The sequence below is a fragment of the Mucilaginibacter agri genome (assembly GCF_009928685.1).
GTDB lineage: Bacteria > Bacteroidota > Bacteroidia > Sphingobacteriales > Sphingobacteriaceae > Mucilaginibacter > Mucilaginibacter agri.
On the sequence record NZ_WWEO01000036.1, the window covers coordinates 69,065 to 92,556 of the forward strand.

Below are 23,492 nucleotides of genomic sequence, written 5' to 3' on the forward strand. Positions count from 1 at the left end.
TTATTTTGTAGACTATGGGCGTTTTTATATCGTACCTATCGTACCCACCTCTTGCCCTCCGGCCGGAATATGCGACAAACGCTGCAGATACATCTGTATGGTATTCTCCAAACCGTAATATAGGGCATCACTTATTAATGCATGTCCAATACTAACTTCTAGCAAACCCGGCACATTATCCGCAAAATATCTAAGGTTATTTAAGTCGAGGTCATGCCCTGCGTTTAGGCCCAAACCCACTTCCTGTGCTTTTTTTGCAGCAAGAATATATGGAGCCACTGCTAATTCAAACCCCTGGTTATAATGAATGGCATACCCTTCAGTATAAAGTTCAACCCTGTCGGTTCCCGTTTCGGCGGCTGCGGCTACCATTTCTTCTACCGGGTCAACAAACAACGATACCCGGATACCGGCATCTTTAAAACGCTTTACCATATCGGTTAAATACGCCTTGTTATTAACCGTATCCCAACCATGGTTAGAAGTAAGTTGCCCTAAAGCATCGGGCACCAAAGTAACCTGATGCGGCTTGGTGGCTAAAACCAATTCAACAAATTTCTCTTCGTCACAATTACCTTCAATATTGAATTCGGTAGTTAATATCTCCTTTAAAGCATATACGTCTGCATAACGGATATGACGCTCGTCGGGCCGTGGGTGAACCGTTATACCTTGCGCGCCAAAAGCCTCGCAATCTTTAGCTACCTGTATCAGATCGGGATTATTTCCGCCGCGTGAGTTACGAAGGGTGGCTATTTTGTTGATATTAACTGATAATCGTGTCATGGTTGATGTGTATTGATTGCCGTGGTAAATATCCCACTACACTTTAACAACACAAACATTTTTATGATTATTTTATTTTGAAATTGTACCTAACTTCCCATTATGAGACTTAAGCTGCTAACCGTTTTTTTGCTGATATATACCGCACACTCCTTCGGGCAGGCCAAATACGATCATATTACTAATTACAAGGTTTACTTGGGCTGGGCCCACCACACCCCGCAAGACTGGGTAATTATCCGAAAGTTTGACGACCGGAATAAAAACTACTACCTGTTGGTGAACCCGCAAACGCTGGAAACCAAAATTGACGATAGTAGCTTTTATCAGTCAAAACCGATGACCGGCGATGAGGTAAAAACCTTTTTCAAAAACACACCTTACCAAAAAGCACTTCGCAAAGCAGAAAAAGCATCAATAACAATTCAGGATGCAGGCATAGAACGCGGCTTGCCACAGGAAACCGGTATAAGTTTAACGGCCGATCTTTGCCCCTCTCACCGGCCTTTAGACAGGCGCATTTTCATGGATATTTTTAACGAATTTAATAAAGTTGAAAAGCCCGTTCCAATTGCGCTGTCTGTAACTGGCATTTGGATGAATAAGCATCAGCAAGATCTCGCCTGGCTCAAAGAAATGCAGGCCAAGCACGAGATCTACATTACCTGGATCAATCACTCCTACAATCATCGCGTAAGCAAAAGTGCGCCACTAAAAGATAATTTCTTATTGGAGCCGGGCACTGATATCAGCTACGAAGTTTTAGAGACGGAAAAAGACATGCTTCAAAACGGATTATTACCGTCGGTATTTTTTCGCTTTCCGGGTTTGGTTTCCGATCAGCAGTTAGTTTACAGTATCACAGGTTTCGGGTTGATACCTATTGGTACCGACGCATGGCTGGCCAAAGGGCAGCAGCCACAAGCTGGCAGTATTGTGTTAATACACGGCAATGGAAACGAACCAGTGGGTGTAAATGATTTCATCAAACTGTTGCAGTCGAAAACGCAATCAATAGCTAAAAAGCAATGGCTATTGTATGATTTAAGGGAGAGTGTAGACGAGGAATTTGTGGAGGATAAGTAGCCCCCTTAACCCGCCCCGATGGAGAGGGAAAAGAAACACGCTTCTTCATTCTCGGCCTCTTACTCAGTAACAATTCAAAATATTTTTAATCAAATACTCAAAAAACAAACTAACCATGGATCATTCGTTAATAACAACCAGTACCAGTTTAGAGGGATACAAAATCACCAAACATTTGGGCGTAGTGCGTGGCATTACGGTACGCAGTCGTAGCGCTTTAGGTAACATCGCGGGTGGTTTACAGTCGTTGTTTGGCGGGCGACTTTCTATCTATGTAGATCTTTGCGAAAACACCCGCGAAGAAGCCTATCAATTACTGATTCAACATGCCCAAGCTATTGGCGCCAATGCCATTATTAATATGCGTTACGATGCCAACGAAATTATGCAGGGCATTACCGAAGTGTTAGCTTACGGCACTGCTGTGGTAGTGGAAAAAACAGAACAATAAAAATTTTTGGTCGGTAACAGTAAATTTACCGACCAAAAAAACTTTCTTTCAGTCGGGTCCGTTTACTATATTAGATTTATAAACCTACCTGACTATGAAAACCTTAAAGCACACTTTATTAGGCTGCCTGTTAATGTTAACACTTGCCGCAACCGCTCAAAAAACTGCTAAGCCTCAACTTGTTTTTAAATCTTTGCATGATATGCCTTACCGTTTGGTTTGGCCTGCTACTGTAACCGATGGCAAGTATATTTATGCGTTGAATGGTTACGTACCAACCGGCGGTGGTTTTAGCACCAATGCCTTGAAGTACGACCCACAAACCGATAAATGGACCACTTTTAGCAAAAAGCTTGGTTATAAAATACAAACCGCAGCAGCTTATGCCAGTGACGGTTACACCTATCAATTTGGTGGAAGAAATTACAACGGCAGGCAGATTACCCAAGGTGTGCAACAAGTTAACATGCAAACCGGCGAGCCTACTCACCTAAGTGTGTATAACCCCATGGCCGGAACCTATGGTAGCGCCAGTACCTGGGGCAACAAAATATATGTATATGGCGGCACGCAGGAAAATCATCATACACTATCATCTTTATATGAGTTTGACGTGCAAAGCCAAAAGTTTACCCAGTTGGCTAATATGCCCGAGAGCCTGCAAGCTGCCGGCACTATTGTAAATGGCGTGCTTTATACCTTCGGTGGATATGACGAATTTTTAACACGCGCTTCGCAGAGTATTAATGCTTATGACATTAAAACTAACAAATGGAGTAAAGTTGGTAAACTGCCGCAGGCCGTATCTGCCAATTGTGTGGTAGCCAGTGGCAATCTGATCTTTGTAGTCGGCAATTATGACGAAGAAACTTTTATCGGATACTTTGACGTAAACACCCAAAAGTTCACCCAGCTAAAATCCAATATGGAAGGTCGCAGAGCAGCTGGCGCAGCTATTATAGATAATAAACTTTATGTATTTGGTGGCACTTCTAAATTCCACACTACAAATGGTGGCATAAATACAGTGCAGGTTGCGGATATCAATCAGTTGGTGACAACTTATTCAGCAAACCGATAATTAAAAAGGCTCCTGATTGTTAAACCAGGAGCCTTTTGTTTTCAATTTTAACCTTTCGGGTAAATATTAATATCTGTAATACTCAGCCTTGAACGGACCTTCTACCGGTACACCAATATAGTCGGCCTGATCTTGATCAAGTACTTCCAGTTCTACACCAATTTTAGCAAGGTGTAAACGGGCAACTTTTTCGTCAAGGTGTTTAGGCAAAGTATATACTTTGTTTTCGTATTTATCTGTATTAGTCCAAAGCTCTAATTGCGCCAATGTTTGGTTGGTGAAAGAGTTTGACATTACAAAGCTTGGGTGGCCGGTTGCGCAACCTAAGTTAACCAAACGTCCTTCAGCCAAAACGATAACGTCGCTACCATCGATAGTATATTTATCTACCTGCGGTTTAATTTCAATTTTAGTGCTGCCGTATGCATTGTTTAACCAAGCCATATCAATTTCGTTATCGAAGTGACCGATGTTACAAACGATAGCTTTATCTTTCAACGCGCGGAAATGCTCTTCGCGAACAATGTTGCAGTTACCGGTAGCGGTTACCACGATATCAGCTTCTTTAATAGCTGTACCTAGTTTTTTAACTTCGAAACCTTCCATAGCAGCTTGTAAAGCACAGATAGGGTCAATTTCTGTAACGATAACACGTACACCTGCGTTACGCAATGAATCTGCCGAACCTTTACCAACATCGCCATAACCACAAACAACGGCAACTTTACCAGCCATCATTACGTCGGTGGCACGACGGATCGCATCTACTAATGATTCGCGGCAGCCGTATTTATTATCAAATTTTGATTTGGTAACCGAATCGTTGATGTTGATTGCAGGAATTGGCAAAGTGCCATTTTTCATACGCTCGTATAAACGGTGTACACCAGTGGTGGTTTCTTCTGATAAACCTTTAATGCCGGCAACCAGCTCAGGGTATTTATCAAATACCATGTTGGTTAAATCGCCACCATCATCTAAGATCATGTTTAACGGCTTGCGCTCTTCTCCAAAGAACAAGGTTTGCTCAATGCACCAGTTAAACTCTTCTTCGTTCATACCTTTCCAGGCGTAAACAGAAGTACCGGCAGCAGCAATTGCAGCAGCAGCATGATCCTGGGTTGAGAAGATGTTACATGATGACCAAGTAACTTCGGCACCAAGCTCAATTAAGGTCTCGATCAAAACCGCAGTCTGGATAGTCATGTGCAAACAACCTGCAATACGCGCACCAGCCAACGGCTTAGATGGGCCATACTCTGCACGAAGCGACATTAAGCCCGGCATTTCTGCTTCGGCCAATTCTATTTCTTTACGTCCCCAAGATGCTAATGATGGGTCCTTTACTTTATTCTTTACGTACGAAGTCTCTACTGATGACATAGTATTTATTTTTTAGACTGCAAAAATAGTTATTAAGTATATCAAAATGAAATGGCTGAATAGAATCAGAAATCGAGAGACAAGAATCAAGACTGGAAACCCTCATTCCATATTCACCTCGATGCGTGCGGCACGGAGTAAATAAAATACGATGTCGAAATAGAATAATATTAAACTATCTGACATAAAAAAAGCCCTGCTATTGTTTATGGCAATACAAGGCTTTTTAAGGACCGGCTAAAAATTATATCATTTACTGGTTCAGCGTTAAATACTGCACCGGGTTAACAGGTTTGCCATTACGGCGTACCTCATAATGCAGGTGTGGTCCGGTTGAACGACCGGTTGAACCGACTTTGCCTATAACATCACCAACGGTAACGCTTTGGCCTTCGTGTACATTAATGCGCGAAAGGTGTCCGTACCAGGTTTCTACATTGTTAATATGGCGTATGCGCACGCAGTTACCATAGCCACCGGCTTTGCCGGTAAATATTACTTTACCACTGGCCGTACATTTAACCGGGTCGCCAACCTTACCTTTAAAATCAAGCCCCGGGTGAAACTCATTACGCCCGCCGCCAAAATCAAACGGATTGCCGCGGTAGCCAAAAAAAGATGTAAAACTGCTGATACGCGGATAGCCCATGGGCACCATGGCCACATTGGTAACTAACCTCTCCAGGTAGCTATTGTATTTTGCATACAGTTGCAGATTGCTTATTTTTTTATCGGTACCGGATCCGGCGCTAATACCTTTAAATGATACCGCTTTTAAACCACGTTTGCCGAGGTACTCATTTATTTTCTTCAGCTTGGTTTGGATACCATCAATATAATTCAGGGCTTTGTTATTGCTGCTGTCGCTGGATGCTGTAATGGCATCTAACTTGGTCGAGCTTTCGTCAACCTCGTTTCTGAGTGCCGAAAGTTGCGACATTAATCTCGCATTCTCCAACGACTTTTGCTCCGAACTGTCGTGCAGTTGCTTAACGGTATAAGTTAAAATCGCTGCCAGAAAAACAGCCGAAATTGCTGTAATTCTTAATCTGTTAAAATGTTTTGCCTTTACTTGTAATACTCTTGGTTGAAACTCACTCTCCACTAATACTTCGTCCACACCTAAATCGGTTTGTTTTAAGTTCATACAATAGTTTATTTTTTAATCAGGGTTCCTGCACTTATACGCAAGCAGGCACAAAAAGTAACGTCAACACAATGTTATTATTTTGTTATGCAAAATTATTTTACCGAGTATTCGTTATTTTTGTAATCCAAATATAGAATAAAATGATGTATCCAGAATATTTAGTAGCTCCAATGAGAGCTGATTTAACAAATGCGGGTTTCGAAGAACTGCTTGATGGAGCAGCTGTGAAACAAGCTGTTGAAAGCGAAGGCACCGTATTTGTAATGGTAAACTCTGTTTGCGGTTGTGCTGCGGCCAACGCACGCCCTGCGGCTAAAATGGCTGCCGGTAATGGCAAACGCCCTGATAAATTAGTTACCGTGTTTGCTGGCATGGAAAAAGAAGCTGTTGACGCGGCACGTAACTACATGTTGCCTTACCCTCCATCTTCGCCATCTATGGCTTTATTTAAAGATGGCAAATTGGTACACATCATCGAGCGCCACCAGATAGAAGGCCGCCCGGCACAAATGATTGCCGATAACCTGATGCATGCTTTCGACGAGTATTGCTAAAAAATATTGATCTTAAACAGAAAGGGCCTCAAATTGAGGCCCTTTCTGTTTATAACGAAGTTTGTCGTCCTTTTTTCCGAAAAATACAGGCCGCCATTATATACAATAGTAAGGTTACACCACATACCAGCAGTATGGTATTAATATGCCAGAAAAAAAATATATAGCCTTTGGTGGTATTGGCAACAAGCGCTATTATAAAAGCAATAGTTAACGACAACACTACTCTAAATGAATTCATTTAGCCTCCTTATTTATTCGTTTAACGATGCTATCATAAAGCAATTTTTATACCAACCAGCAGCAATATCCTTGTCGGCCTTTTGCTGATATCTCCGTAATGCATTTAAATGCGCTGCCTTACTCAGCTAGTTGTCAAAAGTTTATATATTGAAACTTATAAACTGACAACAAAAAAACTCATCCTCAAAGCATCATGAAAAAACTTTTACCTCTGTTCTTCTTAGCTGTTGCGCAGCTGGTTGTAGCGCAAAAAACTTACATCCATTGTGGGAAATTAATTGATGGCGTGGCCAATTCGCCCCAAAGCGAAATGACCATTGTAGTTGATGGTAACAAAATTGCATCGATAGAAAAAGGATATACTACAGGCACATCTACAGATCAGGTTATTGAGCTTAAAAATAAAACTGTAATGCCTGGTCTGATAGACTGCCACGTGCACCTCGAAAGTGAGTTTACGAAAACTGCAGCCTTAGATGGTTTCCGTTTTACCGACGCCGATGTTGCCTACCATGCTGCCGTGCACGCCAAAACTACGTTGATGGCTGGCTTTACAACCGTGCGCGACCTCGGCGGAACCGGTGTTAACATCAGTTTACGCAAAGCAGTGGCGCAGGGCCTGGTTGATGGCCCACGTATTATAACTGCCGGCCGTGCTATATCGGCAAGTGGCGGTCACATGGACCCATCAGATGGTTTCCGTGATGATGCCTTTGCCCACCGCCCTGGCCCCGATGAAGGTGTTGCGGATGGCAAAGATGAGTTGATTAAAGCCGTGCGCCTGCAATTTAAACGTGGTTCGGATGTTATCAAGATAGCTTCAACCGGCGGTGTGTTAGATTTAAGCGAAGACGGCTCTGGTGCGCAATTTAGTATTGAAGAGATTAAAGCGGTTGTAGAAACTGCCAAAGATTACGGCATGCGGGTGGCCTGCCACGCACACGGCGCAGAAGGTATCAAACGCGCCATTTTAGGCGGCGTAACTTCTATAGAGCACGGCACGTTTATGGATGCAGAAGGTATGGAGCTGGCCAAGAAAAACGGAACTTACCTGGTACCAACCATTATAGCAGGCCGCTCCGTAATGGATTCGGCGAAAGTAAAAGGGTATTTTCCACAGGTAATTGCGCGTAAGGCTTTAGAGGTTGGTCCGCAGATACAGAGCACATTCGGCAAAGCCTATAAAGCCGGCGTAAAAATTGCATTTGGCACCGATGCGGGCGTTTATCCACACGGCAAAAACTGGATGGAGTTTGGTTACATGGTTGAAGCGGGGATGCCGGCAATGGAAGCAATTAAGGCCGCCACAACTTCTGCCGCTGACTTATTAGGCATAACAGCAAAAACAGGTAGCCTTACTAAAGGTAAATTTGCTGATATTGTGGCCGTTGACGGAGATCCGCTGCGGGACATCAAAGCAATGGGCAATATGGCCTTTGTGATGAAAGAAGGAAAGATTTATAAGAACCAATAGTATAGTATGCAATTAACAAAACCTGCTTTGGCTATAGCAGCAATTTTAAATATAGCCCTCGCCACATCGGCAGTACATGCGCAAAGCAACAACCCGATGAGCATTTACCGCGAGACTACACCCAAGATAAATGACCTGATACATACCAAACTGGATGTTAGGTTCGATTACAAAAAGCGTTACATGTATGGCAAAGAATGGGTAACCATTAAACCTCATATGTACCCTACAGATTCGCTTCGGTTAGATGCCAAAGGGATGGATATTAAAAACATATCGGTTGTTAAAAACGGCAGAAATTTTCCACTAAAGTTTACTTATGATAGCCTTACGCTCAACATCCACCTCGATAAAAAGTATACCAATAAAGAAAGCTACACCGTTTATATTGATTACACATCAAAACCCAACGAGCTAAAGGTTGAAGGTAGCGCGGCTATTAGCGATGCCAAAGGTTTGTATTTTATTAATCCCGACAGCACTGAAAAAGGCAAGCCTATACAGATCTGGACTCAGGGCGAATCGGAAAGTTCATCGGCATGGTTCCCAACTATTGATAAGCCGAACCAGAAGACAACTGACGAGATCAGCATGACGGTGCCTGCCAAATACGTTACCCTTTCTAACGGCAGATTAGCTTCGCAGAAAAAGAATGCCGATGGCACCCGTACCGATACCTGGAAAATGGAATTACCTCACTCGCCATATTTGTTTATGATGGCTGTGGGCAACTTTAAGATCTACCACGATAAATGGCGAAACAAAGAAGTAAGTTATTACCTGGAACCCAAATATGCACCTTACGCTAAGGACATTTTCGGTTTTACGCCGGAGGTGATGGAGTTTTACTCTAAAACCCTTGGTGTTGATTACCCATGGAACAAATATGCCCAAATCGTAGTTCGCGATTACGTGAGCGGTGCGATGGAAAACACCTCGGCAACGCTACATGGCGAACAAGTGCAGCATACCCGCCGCGAACTAATTGACGGCGGCGATGAAAGCCGTATTGATATTGTTCACGAACTTTTCCACCAATGGTTTGGCGATTATGTTACAGCTGAGAGCTGGAGCAACCTAACCGTAAACGAATCATTTGCAGATTTTAGCGAAACCCTTTGGATGGAGCATAAAAATGGATTGGATGCTGGCAACGAGTACAACTATAAAGCGATGGTACAATATTTATCGGTACCGGGTAATTACACCAAGCCGCTGGTTCGTTTCCATTATAACGACAAAGAAGAAGTTTTTGACCTCGTTACTTACCAAAAAGGCGGCCGTATTTTAAATATGCTACGCCACTATTTAGGCGACGAAGCATTTTTCAAAGGCTTAAACATTTACCTTAAAACCAACGCCTTCAAAAACGGCGAAGCACAGCAGGTACGTTTAGCATTAGAAGAAGCCAGCGGAAAAGACCTTAACTGGTTCTTTAACCAATGGTATTATCGCGCAGTTCACCCGGTGCTAAATATCAGCTACCTGTGGGACGAGGACACCAAAACTGAAAAAGTAATTTTGCAACAAACACAGGATGGTGATGCCTTTATCCTTCCGCTTAAAGTCGACATTTATAACAACAGCAACGTCGATCATAAAATTGTTTGGATGCGCAATAAGGTTGATACCATCAGCTTTAAATTGGGTGCTAAACCCAATCTGGTTAACATAGATGCCGATAAAGTGTTGCTGGCTCAAAAAACAGATAGCCATACCCCGGCAGAGTTTGCATACCAGTATTTTCACGGACTGTTATATCTCGACAGACATGAAGCGATAGAAGCTCTTAAACCTCATCAGGATAATGAAGCCGCGCGTAAAGTTATACTAGCCGCACTGCAAGACAAATATGCTCCATTACAGATTGAAGCCATCCACGCGCTTGATCTTGATAACAATGATGTAAAAACTGCTGCCATACCAATTTTGGCTGATGTTGCTAAGTCCTCTAAAAATACATTGGTACAAGCAGCCGCACTTAATGTGTTAGCTAAACAAAAATCGCAGGGATATTATAATCTTTTCAAACAAAGCATTAGCAGCGAATCGTACGCCGTGCAAGGTGCTGCGCTTAACGGCCTTTATCAGTTAAAGCCTGAGGAAGGTTTGGAATACGCAAAGAAATTCAAGTCAGACAGCGAAGGTCCGTTGAAGATTCAGGTAGCTAACGTATTTGCCCAAAGCGTTACTGCAGATCAATGGACATTTGTATATGAGCTATTTAAGAAATCTCGTCTATTGGAAAAGGCCGAAATGATGGACAGCTTTGCTTACATGACAGCTCATGTTGCCAACCCAACATACGCCCAACAAGGCATAGCCGAATTACAAAAGGCCGGTAAACGCTATAAACCTTATGGCTTTGGTCCCAAAGCTATCACATTGCTTAGCGAGATAAAAGAAGGTCGTTTAAAACTAAACGATCAGGCATCTGCCGATGCCGCTGATACAGCTATAAAAGCACTACAATAGTGTACGAATGGCATTTAAACAATAAAGGCTGCTTTTGGGCAGCCTTTATTGTTTAATCGTTTTTAATTAATAAATAACTTGTAACTTGCTGATAAAAACCAACATTACCATTAATATGAAAAGTTTACTTTTAAAAAAATCATTCCTGCTTTCATTGTTCAGCATGATGATGTCATTAACCATTATGGCACAAGATCAACCAGCAAAACCAAGCCCTGCAGAAACTGCCACAGGCACTATCAATGGCGCTAACGTAACCATTGCTTACAGCAGCCCTGCGGTTAAAGGCCGTAAAATTTGGGGTGGCCTTGTACCTTACGATAAAGTATGGCGTGCAGGTGCAAATGAGGCAACCATTTTCACCACAGACAAAGAGTTGACCATACAAGGCAAAAAACTTCCTGCAGGGAAATACAGCCTTTATGCTACTCCGGGCGAAAAAGAATGGAAGATCATCTTCAATTCACAAACCGGCCAGTGGGGTATTAACCGCGATGGTTCAACAACAGACGATGCATCTAAAGATGTATTAGTAGCTACCGTAAAACCAACAAAATCAAGCACCATGAACGAACGTTTGGTGTACAAGATCTCTAACAAAGGTTTTGCCTTAGAATGGGAGAATGTTAGTGTGCCAGTGGCGGCTAAATAATTGTCCGAATAGAAGAAAAAGAAAAAGGGGACTGCCAATCGGCGTCCCCTTTCAACAAAAATATATTTAGCTACAGTTTAAAAGCCAACAAGTGTTCCAGAAATTTCTGAGCCGGCACCAGGTCCTGTACCATCAACCGCTTGCACCGAAAATGATAAAGATTGGCCTACATAACTTCCTGTAATAACATGGATTACATTGGTGCCCTGCCCATAATCAATTATTGCATTATTACCCACACTCCATACATATGAAGTGGCGCCCGGAACCTCATTTACGCTAACCGTATATTCCGTTAGCCTTTGCATTTCAAACCCATTACTGGCCGCATTTCCATCTATATAAATTGTTCCCGGTGAGGGTAAAGAAAACAACTTGCGACCGGTTGCCACGACCTTAGTTGTCGCATGAAGAGAATTTCGAGTATCGACAATTGGCTTAGGTGCAGCCATTGCCGCAGTGATGCCCAATACTAAAACAGGCAACATTTTAAGCGCTACTCGATTAAAAGAATTCTTTTTTGAATTGACTGCATTAATGCGATTTTCGTCCGAAACGGCTTCTTTTGACACTTCAACTCCTGGAGCTAAAGCATCCTTTAATTGGATAGACATTGTGATAAGATTAGTTTGCATTGGCAAGTTAGAATAATTTTTGGTTTTCCTAATAAGCTATGCAAAATCTAATTTTTCCCTTTTAAGCAATATCGGCGGTATATCCTTTAGCGAATTATAAGACAAACTCTTACCTACTCACCGCTTCAATCAGCAAACCAATAATTGGGCTTTTATCATCCATATACTTATTGCACATAAATAGCCCGCCCTTGCCGGTTGTCGTGTTAAAGAATAAGAATGCGCTCACACCAGGGTCATCACCGTCGTGACCTATGGTGCCGTTGGTATATAAATTCCAGAAAATACCTTTGTTCCGTTTAGTCGCGTTAAATCCTTTAGGAAGTTTGCCAGATTCAAATTGCGACTTAAACATGGCTTTAAAAGAAGCTTCAGATAACAACGTTGTATCTCCCCTATAGCCTTTTATTATCGCCTGTAGATATTTGCTTAAATCTGCCGACGTTGTTTTCAAACCGCCATCCGGATAAGTTATCAGGTCATATAAAGGCAAATATTCCTTCGAATTGATGTATAGTAAAGCATGACGCTCTAGGTTTACAGACGACAGGAACCATCCGCTATGTTCCATCTTTAATGGATTGAGAATATATTTGTTGGCAAATTCTGCGTAGGTTATTCCAGATTTTATTTCAATTAAGTAGGCAACAAGCGCCGAGGCTATATTGCTGTAAACAGACGAGCTTCCGGGTTCTGCATTCACAAAATTCTTTTCGCTGTAATATTTACCATCGGTAGAAAGGTAATCGTAGAAAAACTCCTTCATACTCGTGTTCGCAATCTTTTGCTCATAACCATATTGCTGTAGCATCCCCAAGGCTGAAGGGCTGGATGGCCTCAGGTTGGGATAAAAGTGATACGTATTAGGGTAAATAGCCGGATTATCAATTATACCCGATGTATGGTTAGCCAGTTCCCTTATCGTGATCTTACTTGTTTTAGTATGGGGGTTTATTATTTTAAACGGAAGTATATCATTGATATCAGTTTCGAGATTAAAGTAGTTAAGCTCTATCGCCTTCATTAAGGCTACGGCAATAAAGGTTTTGCTTACCGAGCCAACATGTTGTAGAGTTTCGGAAGTATAAGGGATCTTATTTGCAACATCTGAATAGCCAAAATTCTTTTGGTAGATCACATGCTCCGCATCAACCAACACCACCGACATTCCCGGCAGGCTATCGCGAGACATTATTTTCTGAAGGTTTACAGTTAACGAGTCGTATCTACTTTGCGCTTGTAGCACAGCAGGCAGCAGTAAAATTAAACAGCAGTAAAATCTCTTTAGAGAAAATGTGGTTGTTCTTTCAGCTTTCATACCGCAAGATAAAACATCTACGTATCCCGCAATTGTATAAAAACGAACTCAGCGCTTAAATGAGATTGGAAGTATATACTGATCGCTATTAAACCCTGTTGGTCGGCTACCCATTATTTTACTGTAGCTTTTTATAAAGTGCGACTGATCGTAATAGCCGTATTTATAGCACAATTCCGTAAGCGACAATTCATTCTTATCCAGATCGTTAATTACACCTCGCATACGTAAAATAGAATGAAAGCCTTTGGGCGACAAGCCGATATGGTTATCAAATTTCTTTTCGATATATCTTTTTGAATAACCTGCATAGCTGGCCACATCGCCCATGGTAAGTGAGGGGCTAACAACGTCAGCGGCAAACCGGTTACACAAAGCCTGCAGCAAATCGGTATTGTTGGAATACGCATTAAACCGAGGGCCAAAAACTTCATAAAATTTGGCCACAACAGCGTCTTGATCTAATTGCTCAACATCTATCAACTTTGTATAACACCTTTTATCTAATTCTTCGAGGCTCAAAAAATCGTCCGTTAACTCACTTAAGGGTAAAGCGGTAATTAACGATGCAGCCCAGGGGTTTAGCTGGGCCATAATGGCTTTGGTATGTGGCAGCAAACTTACTTTAAGCCGTTTGGTGGTTTGCCCTATCAGATATATGCCCGCGTCAATATGCTTTGTACCATATTCGTTCTCCCATATTAACCCACCGCCGCTTACAAAAGCAAGCGTAAAACAACCATTAGGCAGCGTGTATTTGCCGGCTGAGTATAACGGGCTAGCTACGTTATCGAGTACCCAAAACTTTCTTACGTAGTTGCTGAAATTCTTTTGGGTTTCGATCTCGGCATAAGTAAACATATTTTGCGATTAAGTAAATCCGTTTAGAAATCCTTATTCAATAGTTTTTCCAGTTCGGCAAAACTGATATTCATTTTAACACGGCCTTGTTTGGCGTAAGAAATTTCGCCCGTTTCTTCGGATACAATGATCGCCGTGGCCTCATTTGCTTCCGTTACACCAATGCCGGCACGATGGCGCAAACCGAATTGGGGAGGCAAATCAGTATTGTCCGTAAGCGGTAAAATACAACTGGCAGATTTGATCTTATTTTCCGATATAACCACGGCCCCATCATGCAGCGGGCTGGTTTTCTGGAAAATACTTTCCAATAGGCGCTTTGATATCTTCGCGTCGATAAGCTCGCAGCTATTCTGATAAAACTGCTCGTCGTAAAACTTAGCAAATACGATAAGTGCACCGGTGCGGGTCTGTTTCAGGCTTTTGCAAGCATCGATAATTGGCTTTATACGGATGTAGTTATTTTTCTCCGTTTCTGCTTTGCCAAAGAAATATTTCCACCAGGCTTTATTGCGTTGAAGCGATGCATTCTTTCCCACCAAAAGCAGAAACCGCCTTATCTCTTGTTGAAAAACTACGATTACAGCGATAATACCCACATTCATAAAGTTACCCAATATGCCGGTGAGCAGGCTCATGTGTAGTGCCCGTACCACAAAATACAGCATACAGATAATGGCCAAGCCAATAAAAATATTAGCCGCTATGGTGCCCCTGATAAGGTTATAAAGCTGGTATATGATCAATGCTACCAGAACAATATCCAGCACATCGAAGAAATTGAATTTCAGAAAACTGAAGTCGAAGTTATGCATGCACCGCAAGTTAAAAAGATTTATTTATATGCTCTGCCGGAAATTAACAGACCGATGCAATAGTTAGAAAATCTATGTAATTGCAAGCTATCTTGCTTCGCCTTCGGGGTGCTCGGGAGCTTTGGGAAATATTAATGAAGCGACTATGCTAATTGCTAATATCCCAAGAATAATGAACAGCGACGTTGAAGTAGTAATCCCGATCTTCTCTGCATATTCACCCGCAAGCATTTTGGCGCCGATAAAGGCCAATAAAATAGATAGACCTACCTTAAGGAAATGGAATTTATCGATAATATTAACCAGCAGAAAGAACATAGACCGCAAGCCAAGTATGGCAAATATGTTGGAGAAGAACACCATATAAGGATCTTTGGTGATGGAAAATATCGCAGGAATAGAATCGACCGCAAATACCAGGTCGGTTACCTCAATAATCATCAACACCAAAAACAACGGCGTGATCATCTTCTTTTTATCGACTTTAATAAAGAATTTATTTCCCGAAAACTGTGGGTAAACAGCAAAGTATTTAGACGCAAACTTTACTACCGGGTGGTTCTTGGTATCAACCTCGTCTTCCTTATTGCGGTTGATAAACATCATGATACCGGTATAAACTAAAAACGCTCCAAAAATATACAGCACCCAATGAAAGCGGGTTATTAGCGTAGATCCGATAAAGATGAACAGAAAACGCATAATAACTGCGCCAATAATTCCCCATATCAACACCTTATGGTAATACCGCTGCTCTACCGAAAAGGCAGAGAAAATAAGGATCATCACAAATATGTTGTCTACCGAAAGTGCATATTCTACAATATAACCGGTAATAAACTCGAGCGAGAGGTTTTTGCGATATATAGCCAAGCTTCCTTCAAAGTCGTTAGGGTTTAGCTTTAACCTGTGCAGGTGGCTTACATTAACTTGCTGCAGGGTTGCAAAATCGTGTATGTTATGCAACAGATGACCGAAGTTATAGATGAGCGCATAGAATATAAGCGCCAGGGCAACCCATACCGCGCTCATAATACCAGCTTGCTTCATACTCACCGGCTTGTCAGATTTATTGAATAGCCCAAGGTCTATCGCCAACATCAGGGCAATAAAAACCAGAAAACCTGCAATAAATTCTATCTCGGTCGACATTATTTGTTTCTTTCTGTAGTAAAACGGACTAATTGCTCCAGGCCACGGCTTGCATCACCATCGGGCATGGTACGTAAAATGGCAAATGCCTCGTCCTGGTATTTTTTCATTTGGCTGTCGGCATACTGCAAACCGCCGGTTTCTTTTACAAACTTGATGATCTGTGCAATCTTGTCCAGATCGTTATTGTGGTTTTTCACCAAGTTGATGATGCGCTTTTTTTCGCTGCTAGTTGCAGAGTTTAAAGAATAAATAAGCGGCAACGTCATCTTTTTTTCTTTGATATCGATACCCAAAGGTTTACCTACATCGTCGGTCCCAAAGTCAAACATATCATCCTTGATCTGGAAAGCGATGCCGGTTTTTTCGCCGAATAAACGCATTTTTTCTACTGTTTCGTCATCCGCACCTGCCGAAGCAGCGCCTGCGGCGCAGCAAGATGCAATAAGCGATGCCGTTTTTTGGCGGATCACTTCGTAATAGATTTCCTCACTGATATCCATACGCCGCACTTTTTCTATTTGCAGCAATTCACCCTCGCTCATCTGTCGTACAGCTTCAGAAACAATTTTGAGTAATTGAAAATCGTTATGCTCTAAGGATAACAGTAAGCCCTTGGAAAGCAGGTAATCGCCTACCAACACGGCAATCTTATTTTTCCATAGAGCATTGATAGAGAAAAAGCCGCGACGCTGATAAGAGTTATCAACTACGTCATCATGCACCAGGCTGGCGGTATGTAGCAGCTCTACCAAAGCTGCACCACGATGGGTGGCCTCATTAATGCCTCCACAAATACTGGCCGAAAAAAACACAAACATGGGCCGAATTTGCTTGCCTTTGCGTTTTACAATATAGTGGGTAATACGATCGAGCAGGGGCACCGAGCTATGCATAGAGGACTTAAACTTATCCTCAAAAACATCAATATCCGCAGCTATGGGTTTTTTGATCTCGTTAATGCTTAGCATCGACCTTGTACAAGCTTTTTATGTATAAAATTGCGCCTTATGGCTTTTGTGGCAAACATAGCTAAAATTATTTTCTGAATATAGCCCGGTAACATTTGTGACGGTTTTGTGGAGTGAGTATGGTCTTGCTTGCCGTTACGAGAAACAAATCCCCCCGCAGCTGTATATAATCGGTGATTTGAGTAAAGCTAATGCTAAATATCAAAGTCGTCTACTCTGATTAACGTTAGTCTGCTCATAGCCGCAGCGGCCTAGTTACTTTTTCTTAGACAAAAAGTAACCAAAAGTCAAGTCAGAAAAAAGCTTCCGCGCTCGAGGCTTGCGCATGGCCCGCTTTTCTGACGGGCCACCGCTCTAAAATCTACAATTCAAAACCCATTGTCTTACCGTAGCCGTACTCATGTGGCCTCTTGATTTTCGGGTAGCAGAACACCAGCCTAAGCACTGCCTTTCATAGAAAATAAAGCAGCCACGACTTTTTTATTGGGTACTTTCTTTTTTGACAGAAAAAAGAAAGTACATCCACTAACGATTCGTTAATCACACTACCCTTCCTAATGGAAAACGGATTGTGTATGATGCCGCTATAAATCAAGCTAAAATCCCCCAACCTAGACAAACTATTTATTACGATAACGATCTCGTAATTTCCTTGCTACCATTTCTTGATTCTCTCCCCCTACCCTATACATTTGTAAATCATTACCAATTATGAATTACAAACAGATTTTCCCGCTGGCCACACTGGCTGCAGCGGCCATTTTGATATCTACAACTGCAATCGGCAATCGCGCATTTACCAGGTCTAATCTTCAGGATAGTGCCTATACCTTGTATGACACCACTACCAAAGTGCAAATGATTTCCAATCAATTCAGCTTTACCGAAGGACCAGCGACCGATAAAAAAGGGGATGTGTATTTTACCGATCAGCCGAATAATAAGATCTGGAAATATGGCACCGATGGCAAACTAACCTTGTTTATGGATAGTGCCGGCCGAAGCAACGGCATGTACTTCGATAAAAAAGGCAACCTCATTTCTTGCGCCGATGAAAAGGACGAGCTATGGTCTATCGCACCCGATAAAAAAGTTACCGTATTGGTAAAAACCTTCGGCGGTAAATTACTTAACGGGCCTAATGATGTTTGGGTTGACCGCGGTACAGGAGGCATTTACTTTACCGACCCTTACTATCAACGCGATTATTGGACCCGCCAGCAAAGCGACCTCGACGGCATGAAAGTTTATTACTTACCCAAAGGCGCAAGCGAACCAACAATCGTGAGTGATCAGCTTAAAAAGCCCAACGGTATCACCGGCACGCCCGACGGTAAATATTTGTACGTGGCGGATATTAATGGTAACAAAACCTACCGTTTCGCACGCAAAGCAGATGGAACATTAACAGATATGCAGACATTTGCAAATCAAGGCTCGGATGGCATCACCATCGACGAACATGGCAATCTTTATCTATGTGGCAAAGGCGTTACGGTATACAACCCTGCGGGAATTAAAATTGCCTATATCGATATACCCGAACCCTGGACGGCCAACATATGTTTCGCAGGTAAGAACCGGGATATTTTGTTTATGACGGCTTCCAAAGCGATCTACACGTTAAAAATGAAGGTTAGAGGAGTGGAGTAAAACCCTTAACTTGTATTTAAATAAAAATGCAATGCAGCCAGACTATCTAACCAGCGTCAGAAAGCAATTTGAGTATTACAAAATGCTGGGCGAAAAAACATTTGATCAGCTTAGCGATGAGAAATTGTTTTGGAAGTATAACGAAGAATCTAACAGTATTGCAACTATAGTAAAACACCTTTGGGGTAACATGCTTTCGCGATGGACGGATTTTTTAACAAGTGACGGTGAGAAGACGTGGCGTAACCGCGAAGCGGAATTCGATAATGACATCCTTACCCGGGATGAGCTTTTAACCAAATGGAACGAAGGCTGGGATTGCTTGTTCAAAGCGTTAGACTCGATCACGCCCGAAAATATCGACACCGTAATTTACATCCGCAACATGGGGCATACCGTAACCGAGGCCATTAACAGGCAACTGGCTCATTACCCTTATCATGTTGGCCAAATTGTTTTTATCGGGAAGATGGCACTCGATGCAAAATGGTCTTCATTATCTATCCCTCGTGGCAACTCAGGAGCTTATAATGCTGAGAAATTTTCTAAACCTCAACATAGGGAACATTTTACGGATGAGTTTTTGGGTAACAAGGAAGACTAAATTTGCCAACTATCTAATACCACATTGATTCCCTGACAGCGAAATGTAAACAAATCACGCCAATTCGTTAGCCCTGCCAAGTTTGCTTTACTTTAGTACTTCTATACTAACAATAAAGCTATGCCTACCATTTGGGTTCACCTTACGGGTTATAATGTAACCGAATATCTGCCTGTAAAAACAGGAAAATATGATTACCAAAAATTCTGGATGCAAACCGAGGGCCGGGTATCTGTGCGCGAAGGAGGTGAAAATTACCTTAACCAGATCGCTGGTGCCGAATATGAATTTAGCGGCAAGGTAGTTGCCGAAATGGCTATTAATGAAACCGTGATATTGGTTATCGATGTTGATGGTTTCCAGTTTTATATTTCGAACGGCCGGGCTTCCGACAGCCATCAAACCATTAACAACTTTGGTAAAATGGTTAAGGGTAAAGGCAGGCTTTCTTTAGGCGTATACCCTTACGAAATGGGCGTGCAAGACTTTGATGCGCAGGTAAAGCAAATTGTTAAAGTAACCGTACCCGAAAAGCTTATTATTAAAGACGGCGATGTAACCAACGTTCCGTTATATCTTTCGCCGGATCAATACACCGAAACAGATACCCAATTAGTTAACGAAATAACCGATGGCAACCAGGACGAAGTCTTTTACCTGGTGCAATACGAGATAAGCGAATAGCTTTTAGTGTTTGACAATCCACAGCACCACGTCGGTTGTATTTACCGACGTATCCTGGTGGAGACTCTGCTCTCTGCAAGGCCGATTACATTGGGGCAGAGTTAAAAACAACCACATAAATAACAGCTTGATATACATGATGATGGCTTTAAGGTTACATTAGCTAAGCTACCGCTATCAAGTGTAAAAAAATGTTATATAGTGTTATATAATGTTAAAGGATACTGAATAAAAAGGGGTTCTCGTTTTAGAAAACCCCTCCCTAACCCTCCCAAGGGAGGGGGATTATATTTGCTTTAGTAAAACTTCGGTATCGGATTCAACCCGGTATCCTGGCGTTGATGCCAGTACGGATAAATCGGCTCGCGGTTACTTGCCGCATCCAGTTTCTTAATTTGTTCGGTAGTAAGATTCCATCCTACAGCAGCTAAGTTTTGTTTCAACTGCTCTTCGTTGCGGGCACCGATTATAATGTTAGCAACAGTTGGGCGTTGTAGCACCCAATTTAATGCTACCTGAGCTACAGACTTACCAACTTCTTCGGCAACCTCGTCTAAGGCATCAACAATATTATATAGAAATTCATAATCAGTAGCAGGACCATGGCTTCCACCCTGACTGCGGCGATTATCCTGCGGAATAGGTTGCCCTCTACGGAACTTACCGCCCAATTGGCCAGATGCAAGTGGGCTCCATACAATAGTTCCAACTTTTTGGTCGATACCCAATGGCATCAGCTCCCACTCAAATTCACGATCGAGCAATGAATAATAGGCCTGATGAGCCACATAACGTGCCCAGCCATAGCGTTCCGATACTGAAAGCGATTTCATTAAATGCCAACCCGAAAAATTTGAGCAAGCGATATAGCGCACCTTTCCGCTGCTGATCAGATCGTCTAAGGCACGCAGCGTCTCTTCAACAGGTGTATTACCGTCAAAACCATGCAGGTGATAAATGTCGATATGGTCGGTTTGCAAACGGCGCAAACTGTTCTCCGCAGATTCAATTAAATGGAAACGCGATGAGCCGTAATCGTTCGGCCCCTCACCCATTCTGAAGGTAGCTTTGGTTGAAATTAATACCTTGTTGCGTATACCCTCTAATGCCTGACCTAAAATGGTTTCTGAAATACCGTTAGAGTAAACATCCGCGGTATCAAACAGGTTAACGCCTGCATCGAGGCACAGGTGTACCATTTTTTTAGCGTCTTCCAGCTGGGTGTTCCCCCATGCTTTAAAAAATTCGTTACCGCCGCCAAAGGTGGCTGTTCCGAAACTTAGTACGGGTACGTGTAGGCCTGAAGCACCCAATTGTCTGTATTCCATAGTGTAAGATTAAATAGATGAAAACTTTAGCGTCACCTTATTCTGCAACGCCATTATTTCAAATTTAACAGCCTTTAAACAACCTCAAAGCATTAATAAATGTACTGACAGGTAAATGACACTAAGGGCAAATTGTACCAGCAAATAAGTAATTTAGCCCTCTCCAATTAACAAGGCGCGTATGCTCGATTTCAGATTGAAGGTATTTTATACCGTTGCCCGGCGGCTAAATTTCACCCGGGCTGCTGCCGAATTGTTTATTACCCAGCCTGCTGTTACCAAGCATATTAAAGAATTAGAAAGCCAGTTTAAGGCTTCGCTGTTTGAGAGGAGCGGTAATAAAAAGATAAGCCTCACGCCTGCGGGCGAAATGCTGCTGCAGCACGTAATCCAATTGCTTGATGTTTACCGGGAGCTCGAGTACGATATGAACTTATTGGTTAAGCAGCATACAGGCAGTCTGCATATTGGGGCAAGTACCACCGTGGCGCAGTACATCATTCCACCGGTGCTGGCGCAGTTTCACAAGAAGTTTAAGGATATTAACATAAAACTGGTAACAAGTAATACCGAAGATATTGAACATGCGCTGCTAAATAAAGAGATTGAGATCGGCATTATAGAAGGCATTTCGCGCAACCCGCAAATTAGTTATGAAGAATATTTGCCCGACGAACTGGTGCTGGTAAGCTCAAACAATAACAGTTTACTGAAAAAGGATTCGATAAAACCCGACGAGCTTAAAAACTATCCGCTTCTGCTACGCGAGCAAGGTTCGGGCACTTTGGACGTAATTGTGCATTCATTAAAAAACCACAACATCAAATTATCCGATCTCAATATCGAAATGCAGTTGGGGAGCACCGAGGCTATCAAGTCGTACTTGTTGCATAGTAATTGCCTTGCATTTTTATCGGTGCAGGCCATATTAAAAGAACTTAAACACAACGACTGCCGCATTGTGGATGTAAAAGGGTTAAGTATCGAACGCCCCTTTTATTTTATCACCCAACACGGCCAACCGCACTCGCTGGCCGAATTATTTATGCGTTTCGCACGCAATTATAAAATCGATTAACATGGATTTGATTAAACAACCCTGGCCTTGGTATGTAGCCGGTCCGCTTATCGGATTGGTGGTACCCGCTTTATTATTACTGGGCAACAAAACATTTGGCATATCATCATCCCTAAGGCATATTTGTGCGGCTTGCTTTCCGTCCAATATTTCTTTTTTTAAATACGACTGGAAGAAAGAAAGCTGGAATCTGTTTTTCGCTGTAGGTATAATTATTGGAGGAGCCGTAGCAACCTATCTACTCTCCGTTCCTGGCCCCGTTGACCTTAATCCGGATACTGTTGTTACGTTGAAACATCAAGGTGTTAAAGACTTTAGCGGGTTACTGCCAGCCGATATTTTCAGCTTTAGCCAATTACTCACCCTACGAGGATTTATATTTATTGTGGTTGGTGGCTTCATGGTGGGCTTCGGCACACGGTATGCGGGTGGTTGCACTTCGGGGCATGCAATTATGGGTATCTCCTCCTTGCAATGGCCATCGCTGGTGGCAACCTGTTGCTTTATGATTGGCGGTTTTGTGATGACCTGGTTTATTTTACCTTATCTCCTTCAACTTTAATAGCATGCGCAATCTAAAATATTTAATTGTGGGGATGCTTTTCGGCATAGTGCTCATCAAATCGCAGGTGGTATCATGGTTTCGAATTCAGGAAATGTTCAGGCTGCAGGCTTTCCATATGTATGGCGTTATCGGCAGTGCCATTGTGATAGGCATGATCTCGGTGTTGCTGATCAAACGCTTTCAGGTTAAAACCATTAACAACGAAACAGTAATAATCCCCGACAAGAAATTCCATTGGGGCAACGTTTACGGCGGACTAATTTTCGGCCTAGGTTGGGCTATTACCGGCGCTTGCCCCGGTCCATTGTTCGCCCAGATCGGCAGCGGCTTTCTGGTGATTATAGTTACCCTGCTAAGCGTCATCGCAGGCACATGGGTTTATGGCTTGCTTCGCGATAAGTTACCTCATTAATAACTTTTGGTTATTGATAATAGCAAATTCTAATAAAAATAGTGAATTAGATTGATGGACATTTGGGTATCAAAACATAAA

At 42.4% G+C, this 23,492-nt stretch carries 24 protein-coding genes; 13 read left to right on the forward strand and 11 right to left on the reverse strand.

What is annotated here, in order from left to right; genetic code table 11:
- Positions 1-24: 24 nt before the first annotated feature.
- Complete coding sequence (locus GSY63_RS02485; RefSeq protein ID WP_166584240.1) at positions 25-786, reverse strand: pyridoxine 5'-phosphate synthase; 762 nt, start codon at positions 784-786, stop codon at positions 25-27.
- 102 nt (positions 787-888) lie between these two features.
- Between GSY63_RS02485 and GSY63_RS02490 the strand changes: the two genes are divergently transcribed.
- The 3 genes from GSY63_RS02490 to GSY63_RS02500 all read left to right on the forward strand — a co-directional run bounded on the left by GSY63_RS02490 (position 889) and on the right by GSY63_RS02500 (position 3,404).
- Positions 889-1,872, forward strand: coding sequence for a polysaccharide deacetylase family protein (locus GSY63_RS02490; protein ID WP_166584241.1), 984 nt, complete (start codon positions 889-891; stop codon positions 1,870-1,872).
- Positions 1,873-1,987: 115 nt separating this feature from the next.
- A complete protein-coding gene (locus GSY63_RS02495) occupies positions 1,988-2,323 on the forward strand; it encodes a YbjQ family protein (protein ID WP_166584242.1) in 336 nt (111 codons plus the stop codon).
- Between the two features lie 94 nt (positions 2,324-2,417).
- A complete protein-coding gene (locus tag GSY63_RS02500) occupies positions 2,418-3,404 on the forward strand; it encodes a Kelch repeat-containing protein (RefSeq protein ID WP_166584243.1) in 987 nt (328 codons plus the stop codon).
- A 66-nt stretch (positions 3,405-3,470) separates the two neighbouring features.
- On the opposite strand, the gene ahcY is transcribed toward GSY63_RS02500, so the two are convergent.
- Positions 3,471-4,787 carry an adenosylhomocysteinase gene (gene ahcY / locus GSY63_RS02505; protein WP_166584244.1) on the reverse strand — a complete coding sequence of 439 codons (1,317 nt, stop codon included), beginning with the start codon at positions 4,785-4,787 and terminating at the stop codon, positions 3,471-3,473.
- A gap of 253 nt (positions 4,788-5,040) precedes the next feature.
- Positions 5,041-5,934 carry a M23 family metallopeptidase gene (locus GSY63_RS02510; protein WP_166584245.1) on the reverse strand — a complete coding sequence of 298 codons (894 nt, stop codon included), beginning with the start codon at positions 5,932-5,934 and terminating at the stop codon, positions 5,041-5,043.
- Positions 5,935-6,080: 146 nt separating this feature from the next.
- Between GSY63_RS02510 and GSY63_RS02515 the strand changes: the two genes are divergently transcribed.
- Positions 6,081-6,491: a BrxA/BrxB family bacilliredoxin gene (locus GSY63_RS02515; RefSeq protein WP_166584276.1), complete on the forward strand. Its 411-nt coding sequence runs from the start codon at positions 6,081-6,083 to the stop codon at positions 6,489-6,491.
- 49 nt (positions 6,492-6,540) lie between these two features.
- Here the strand turns inward: GSY63_RS02515 and GSY63_RS02520 are convergent, their stop codons facing one another.
- The gene (locus GSY63_RS02520; RefSeq protein ID WP_166584246.1) at positions 6,541-6,732 is read right to left on the reverse strand and encodes a hypothetical protein; all 192 of its coding nucleotides are present in this window, start codon (positions 6,730-6,732) and stop codon (positions 6,541-6,543) included.
- A 195-nt stretch (positions 6,733-6,927) separates the two neighbouring features.
- On the opposite strand from GSY63_RS02520, the gene GSY63_RS02525 reads away from it, so the two are divergent.
- The 3 genes from GSY63_RS02525 (at position 6,928) to GSY63_RS02535 (ending at position 11,335) form a co-directional block, all read left to right on the forward strand.
- Complete coding sequence (locus GSY63_RS02525) at positions 6,928-8,208, forward strand: metal-dependent hydrolase family protein (RefSeq protein WP_166584247.1); 1,281 nt, start codon at positions 6,928-6,930, stop codon at positions 8,206-8,208.
- Between the two features lie 6 nt (positions 8,209-8,214).
- The gene (locus GSY63_RS02530) at positions 8,215-10,683 is read left to right on the forward strand and encodes a M1 family metallopeptidase (protein WP_166584248.1); all 2,469 of its coding nucleotides are present in this window, start codon (positions 8,215-8,217) and stop codon (positions 10,681-10,683) included.
- Positions 10,684-10,798: 115 nt separating this feature from the next.
- Positions 10,799-11,335, forward strand: a complete 537-nt coding sequence (locus tag GSY63_RS02535) for a DUF2911 domain-containing protein (RefSeq protein WP_166584249.1) — start codon at positions 10,799-10,801, stop codon at positions 11,333-11,335.
- Positions 11,336-11,412: 77 nt separating this feature from the next.
- On the opposite strand, the gene GSY63_RS02540 is transcribed toward GSY63_RS02535, so the two are convergent.
- The 6 genes from GSY63_RS02540 to GSY63_RS02565 all read right to left on the reverse strand — a co-directional run bounded on the left by GSY63_RS02540 (position 11,413) and on the right by GSY63_RS02565 (position 17,087).
- Positions 11,413-11,949: a hypothetical protein gene (locus GSY63_RS02540; RefSeq protein ID WP_166584250.1), complete on the reverse strand. Its 537-nt coding sequence runs from the start codon at positions 11,947-11,949 to the stop codon at positions 11,413-11,415.
- A 130-nt stretch (positions 11,950-12,079) separates the two neighbouring features.
- Positions 12,080-13,288 (reverse strand): serine hydrolase domain-containing protein, encoded by a 1,209-nt coding sequence (locus GSY63_RS02545; RefSeq protein WP_166584251.1) that lies wholly within the window; start codon positions 13,286-13,288, stop codon positions 12,080-12,082.
- A gap of 48 nt (positions 13,289-13,336) precedes the next feature.
- Complete coding sequence (locus GSY63_RS02550; RefSeq protein WP_166584252.1) at positions 13,337-14,149, reverse strand: helix-turn-helix domain-containing protein; 813 nt, start codon at positions 14,147-14,149, stop codon at positions 13,337-13,339.
- A 23-nt stretch (positions 14,150-14,172) separates the two neighbouring features.
- Positions 14,173-14,964, reverse strand: a complete 792-nt coding sequence (gene cdaA, locus GSY63_RS02555; RefSeq protein WP_166584253.1) for a diadenylate cyclase CdaA — start codon at positions 14,962-14,964, stop codon at positions 14,173-14,175.
- Between the two features lie 87 nt (positions 14,965-15,051).
- Complete coding sequence (locus GSY63_RS02560; protein WP_166584254.1) at positions 15,052-16,116, reverse strand: TerC family protein; 1,065 nt, start codon at positions 16,114-16,116, stop codon at positions 15,052-15,054.
- Entirely contained in the window at positions 16,116-17,087 is a 972-nt protein-coding gene (locus tag GSY63_RS02565; protein ID WP_166584255.1) for a polyprenyl synthetase family protein, read from the reverse strand. The genes GSY63_RS02560 and GSY63_RS02565 overlap by 1 nt, the downstream gene beginning before the upstream one ends.
- Positions 17,088-17,798: 711 nt before the next feature.
- On the opposite strand from GSY63_RS02565, the gene GSY63_RS02570 reads away from it, so the two are divergent.
- The 3 genes from GSY63_RS02570 (at position 17,799) to GSY63_RS02580 (ending at position 20,028) form a co-directional block, all read left to right on the forward strand.
- Entirely contained in the window at positions 17,799-18,740 is a 942-nt protein-coding gene (locus tag GSY63_RS02570; protein WP_166584256.1) for an SMP-30/gluconolactonase/LRE family protein, read from the forward strand.
- Between the two features lie 31 nt (positions 18,741-18,771).
- Complete coding sequence (locus tag GSY63_RS02575; protein WP_166584257.1) at positions 18,772-19,344, forward strand: DUF1572 domain-containing protein; 573 nt, start codon at positions 18,772-18,774, stop codon at positions 19,342-19,344.
- Positions 19,345-19,464: 120 nt separating this feature from the next.
- Positions 19,465-20,028, forward strand: a complete 564-nt coding sequence (locus GSY63_RS02580; RefSeq protein WP_166584258.1) for a hypothetical protein — start codon at positions 19,465-19,467, stop codon at positions 20,026-20,028.
- A gap of 296 nt (positions 20,029-20,324) precedes the next feature.
- Here GSY63_RS02580 and GSY63_RS02585 read toward each other — a convergent pair whose 3' ends face one another.
- Positions 20,325-21,356: an aldo/keto reductase gene (locus GSY63_RS02585; RefSeq protein WP_166584259.1), complete on the reverse strand. Its 1,032-nt coding sequence runs from the start codon at positions 21,354-21,356 to the stop codon at positions 20,325-20,327.
- 181 nt (positions 21,357-21,537) lie between these two features.
- Here GSY63_RS02585 and GSY63_RS02590 point away from each other — a divergent pair, with 181 nt between their 5' ends.
- Genes GSY63_RS02590 through GSY63_RS02600 form a run of 3 tightly spaced genes read left to right on the forward strand, consistent with a single transcriptional unit; the run spans position 21,538 to position 23,411 of the window.
- Complete coding sequence (locus tag GSY63_RS02590) at positions 21,538-22,434, forward strand: LysR family transcriptional regulator (RefSeq protein WP_166584260.1); 897 nt, start codon at positions 21,538-21,540, stop codon at positions 22,432-22,434.
- A 1-nt stretch (position 22,435) separates the two neighbouring features.
- The gene (locus tag GSY63_RS02595) at positions 22,436-22,996 is read left to right on the forward strand and encodes a YeeE/YedE family protein (RefSeq protein WP_166584261.1); all 561 of its coding nucleotides are present in this window, start codon (positions 22,436-22,438) and stop codon (positions 22,994-22,996) included.
- Between the two features lie 4 nt (positions 22,997-23,000).
- Positions 23,001-23,411: a DUF6691 family protein gene (locus GSY63_RS02600; RefSeq protein ID WP_166584262.1), complete on the forward strand. Its 411-nt coding sequence runs from the start codon at positions 23,001-23,003 to the stop codon at positions 23,409-23,411.
- Positions 23,412-23,492: the final 81 nt, after the last annotated feature.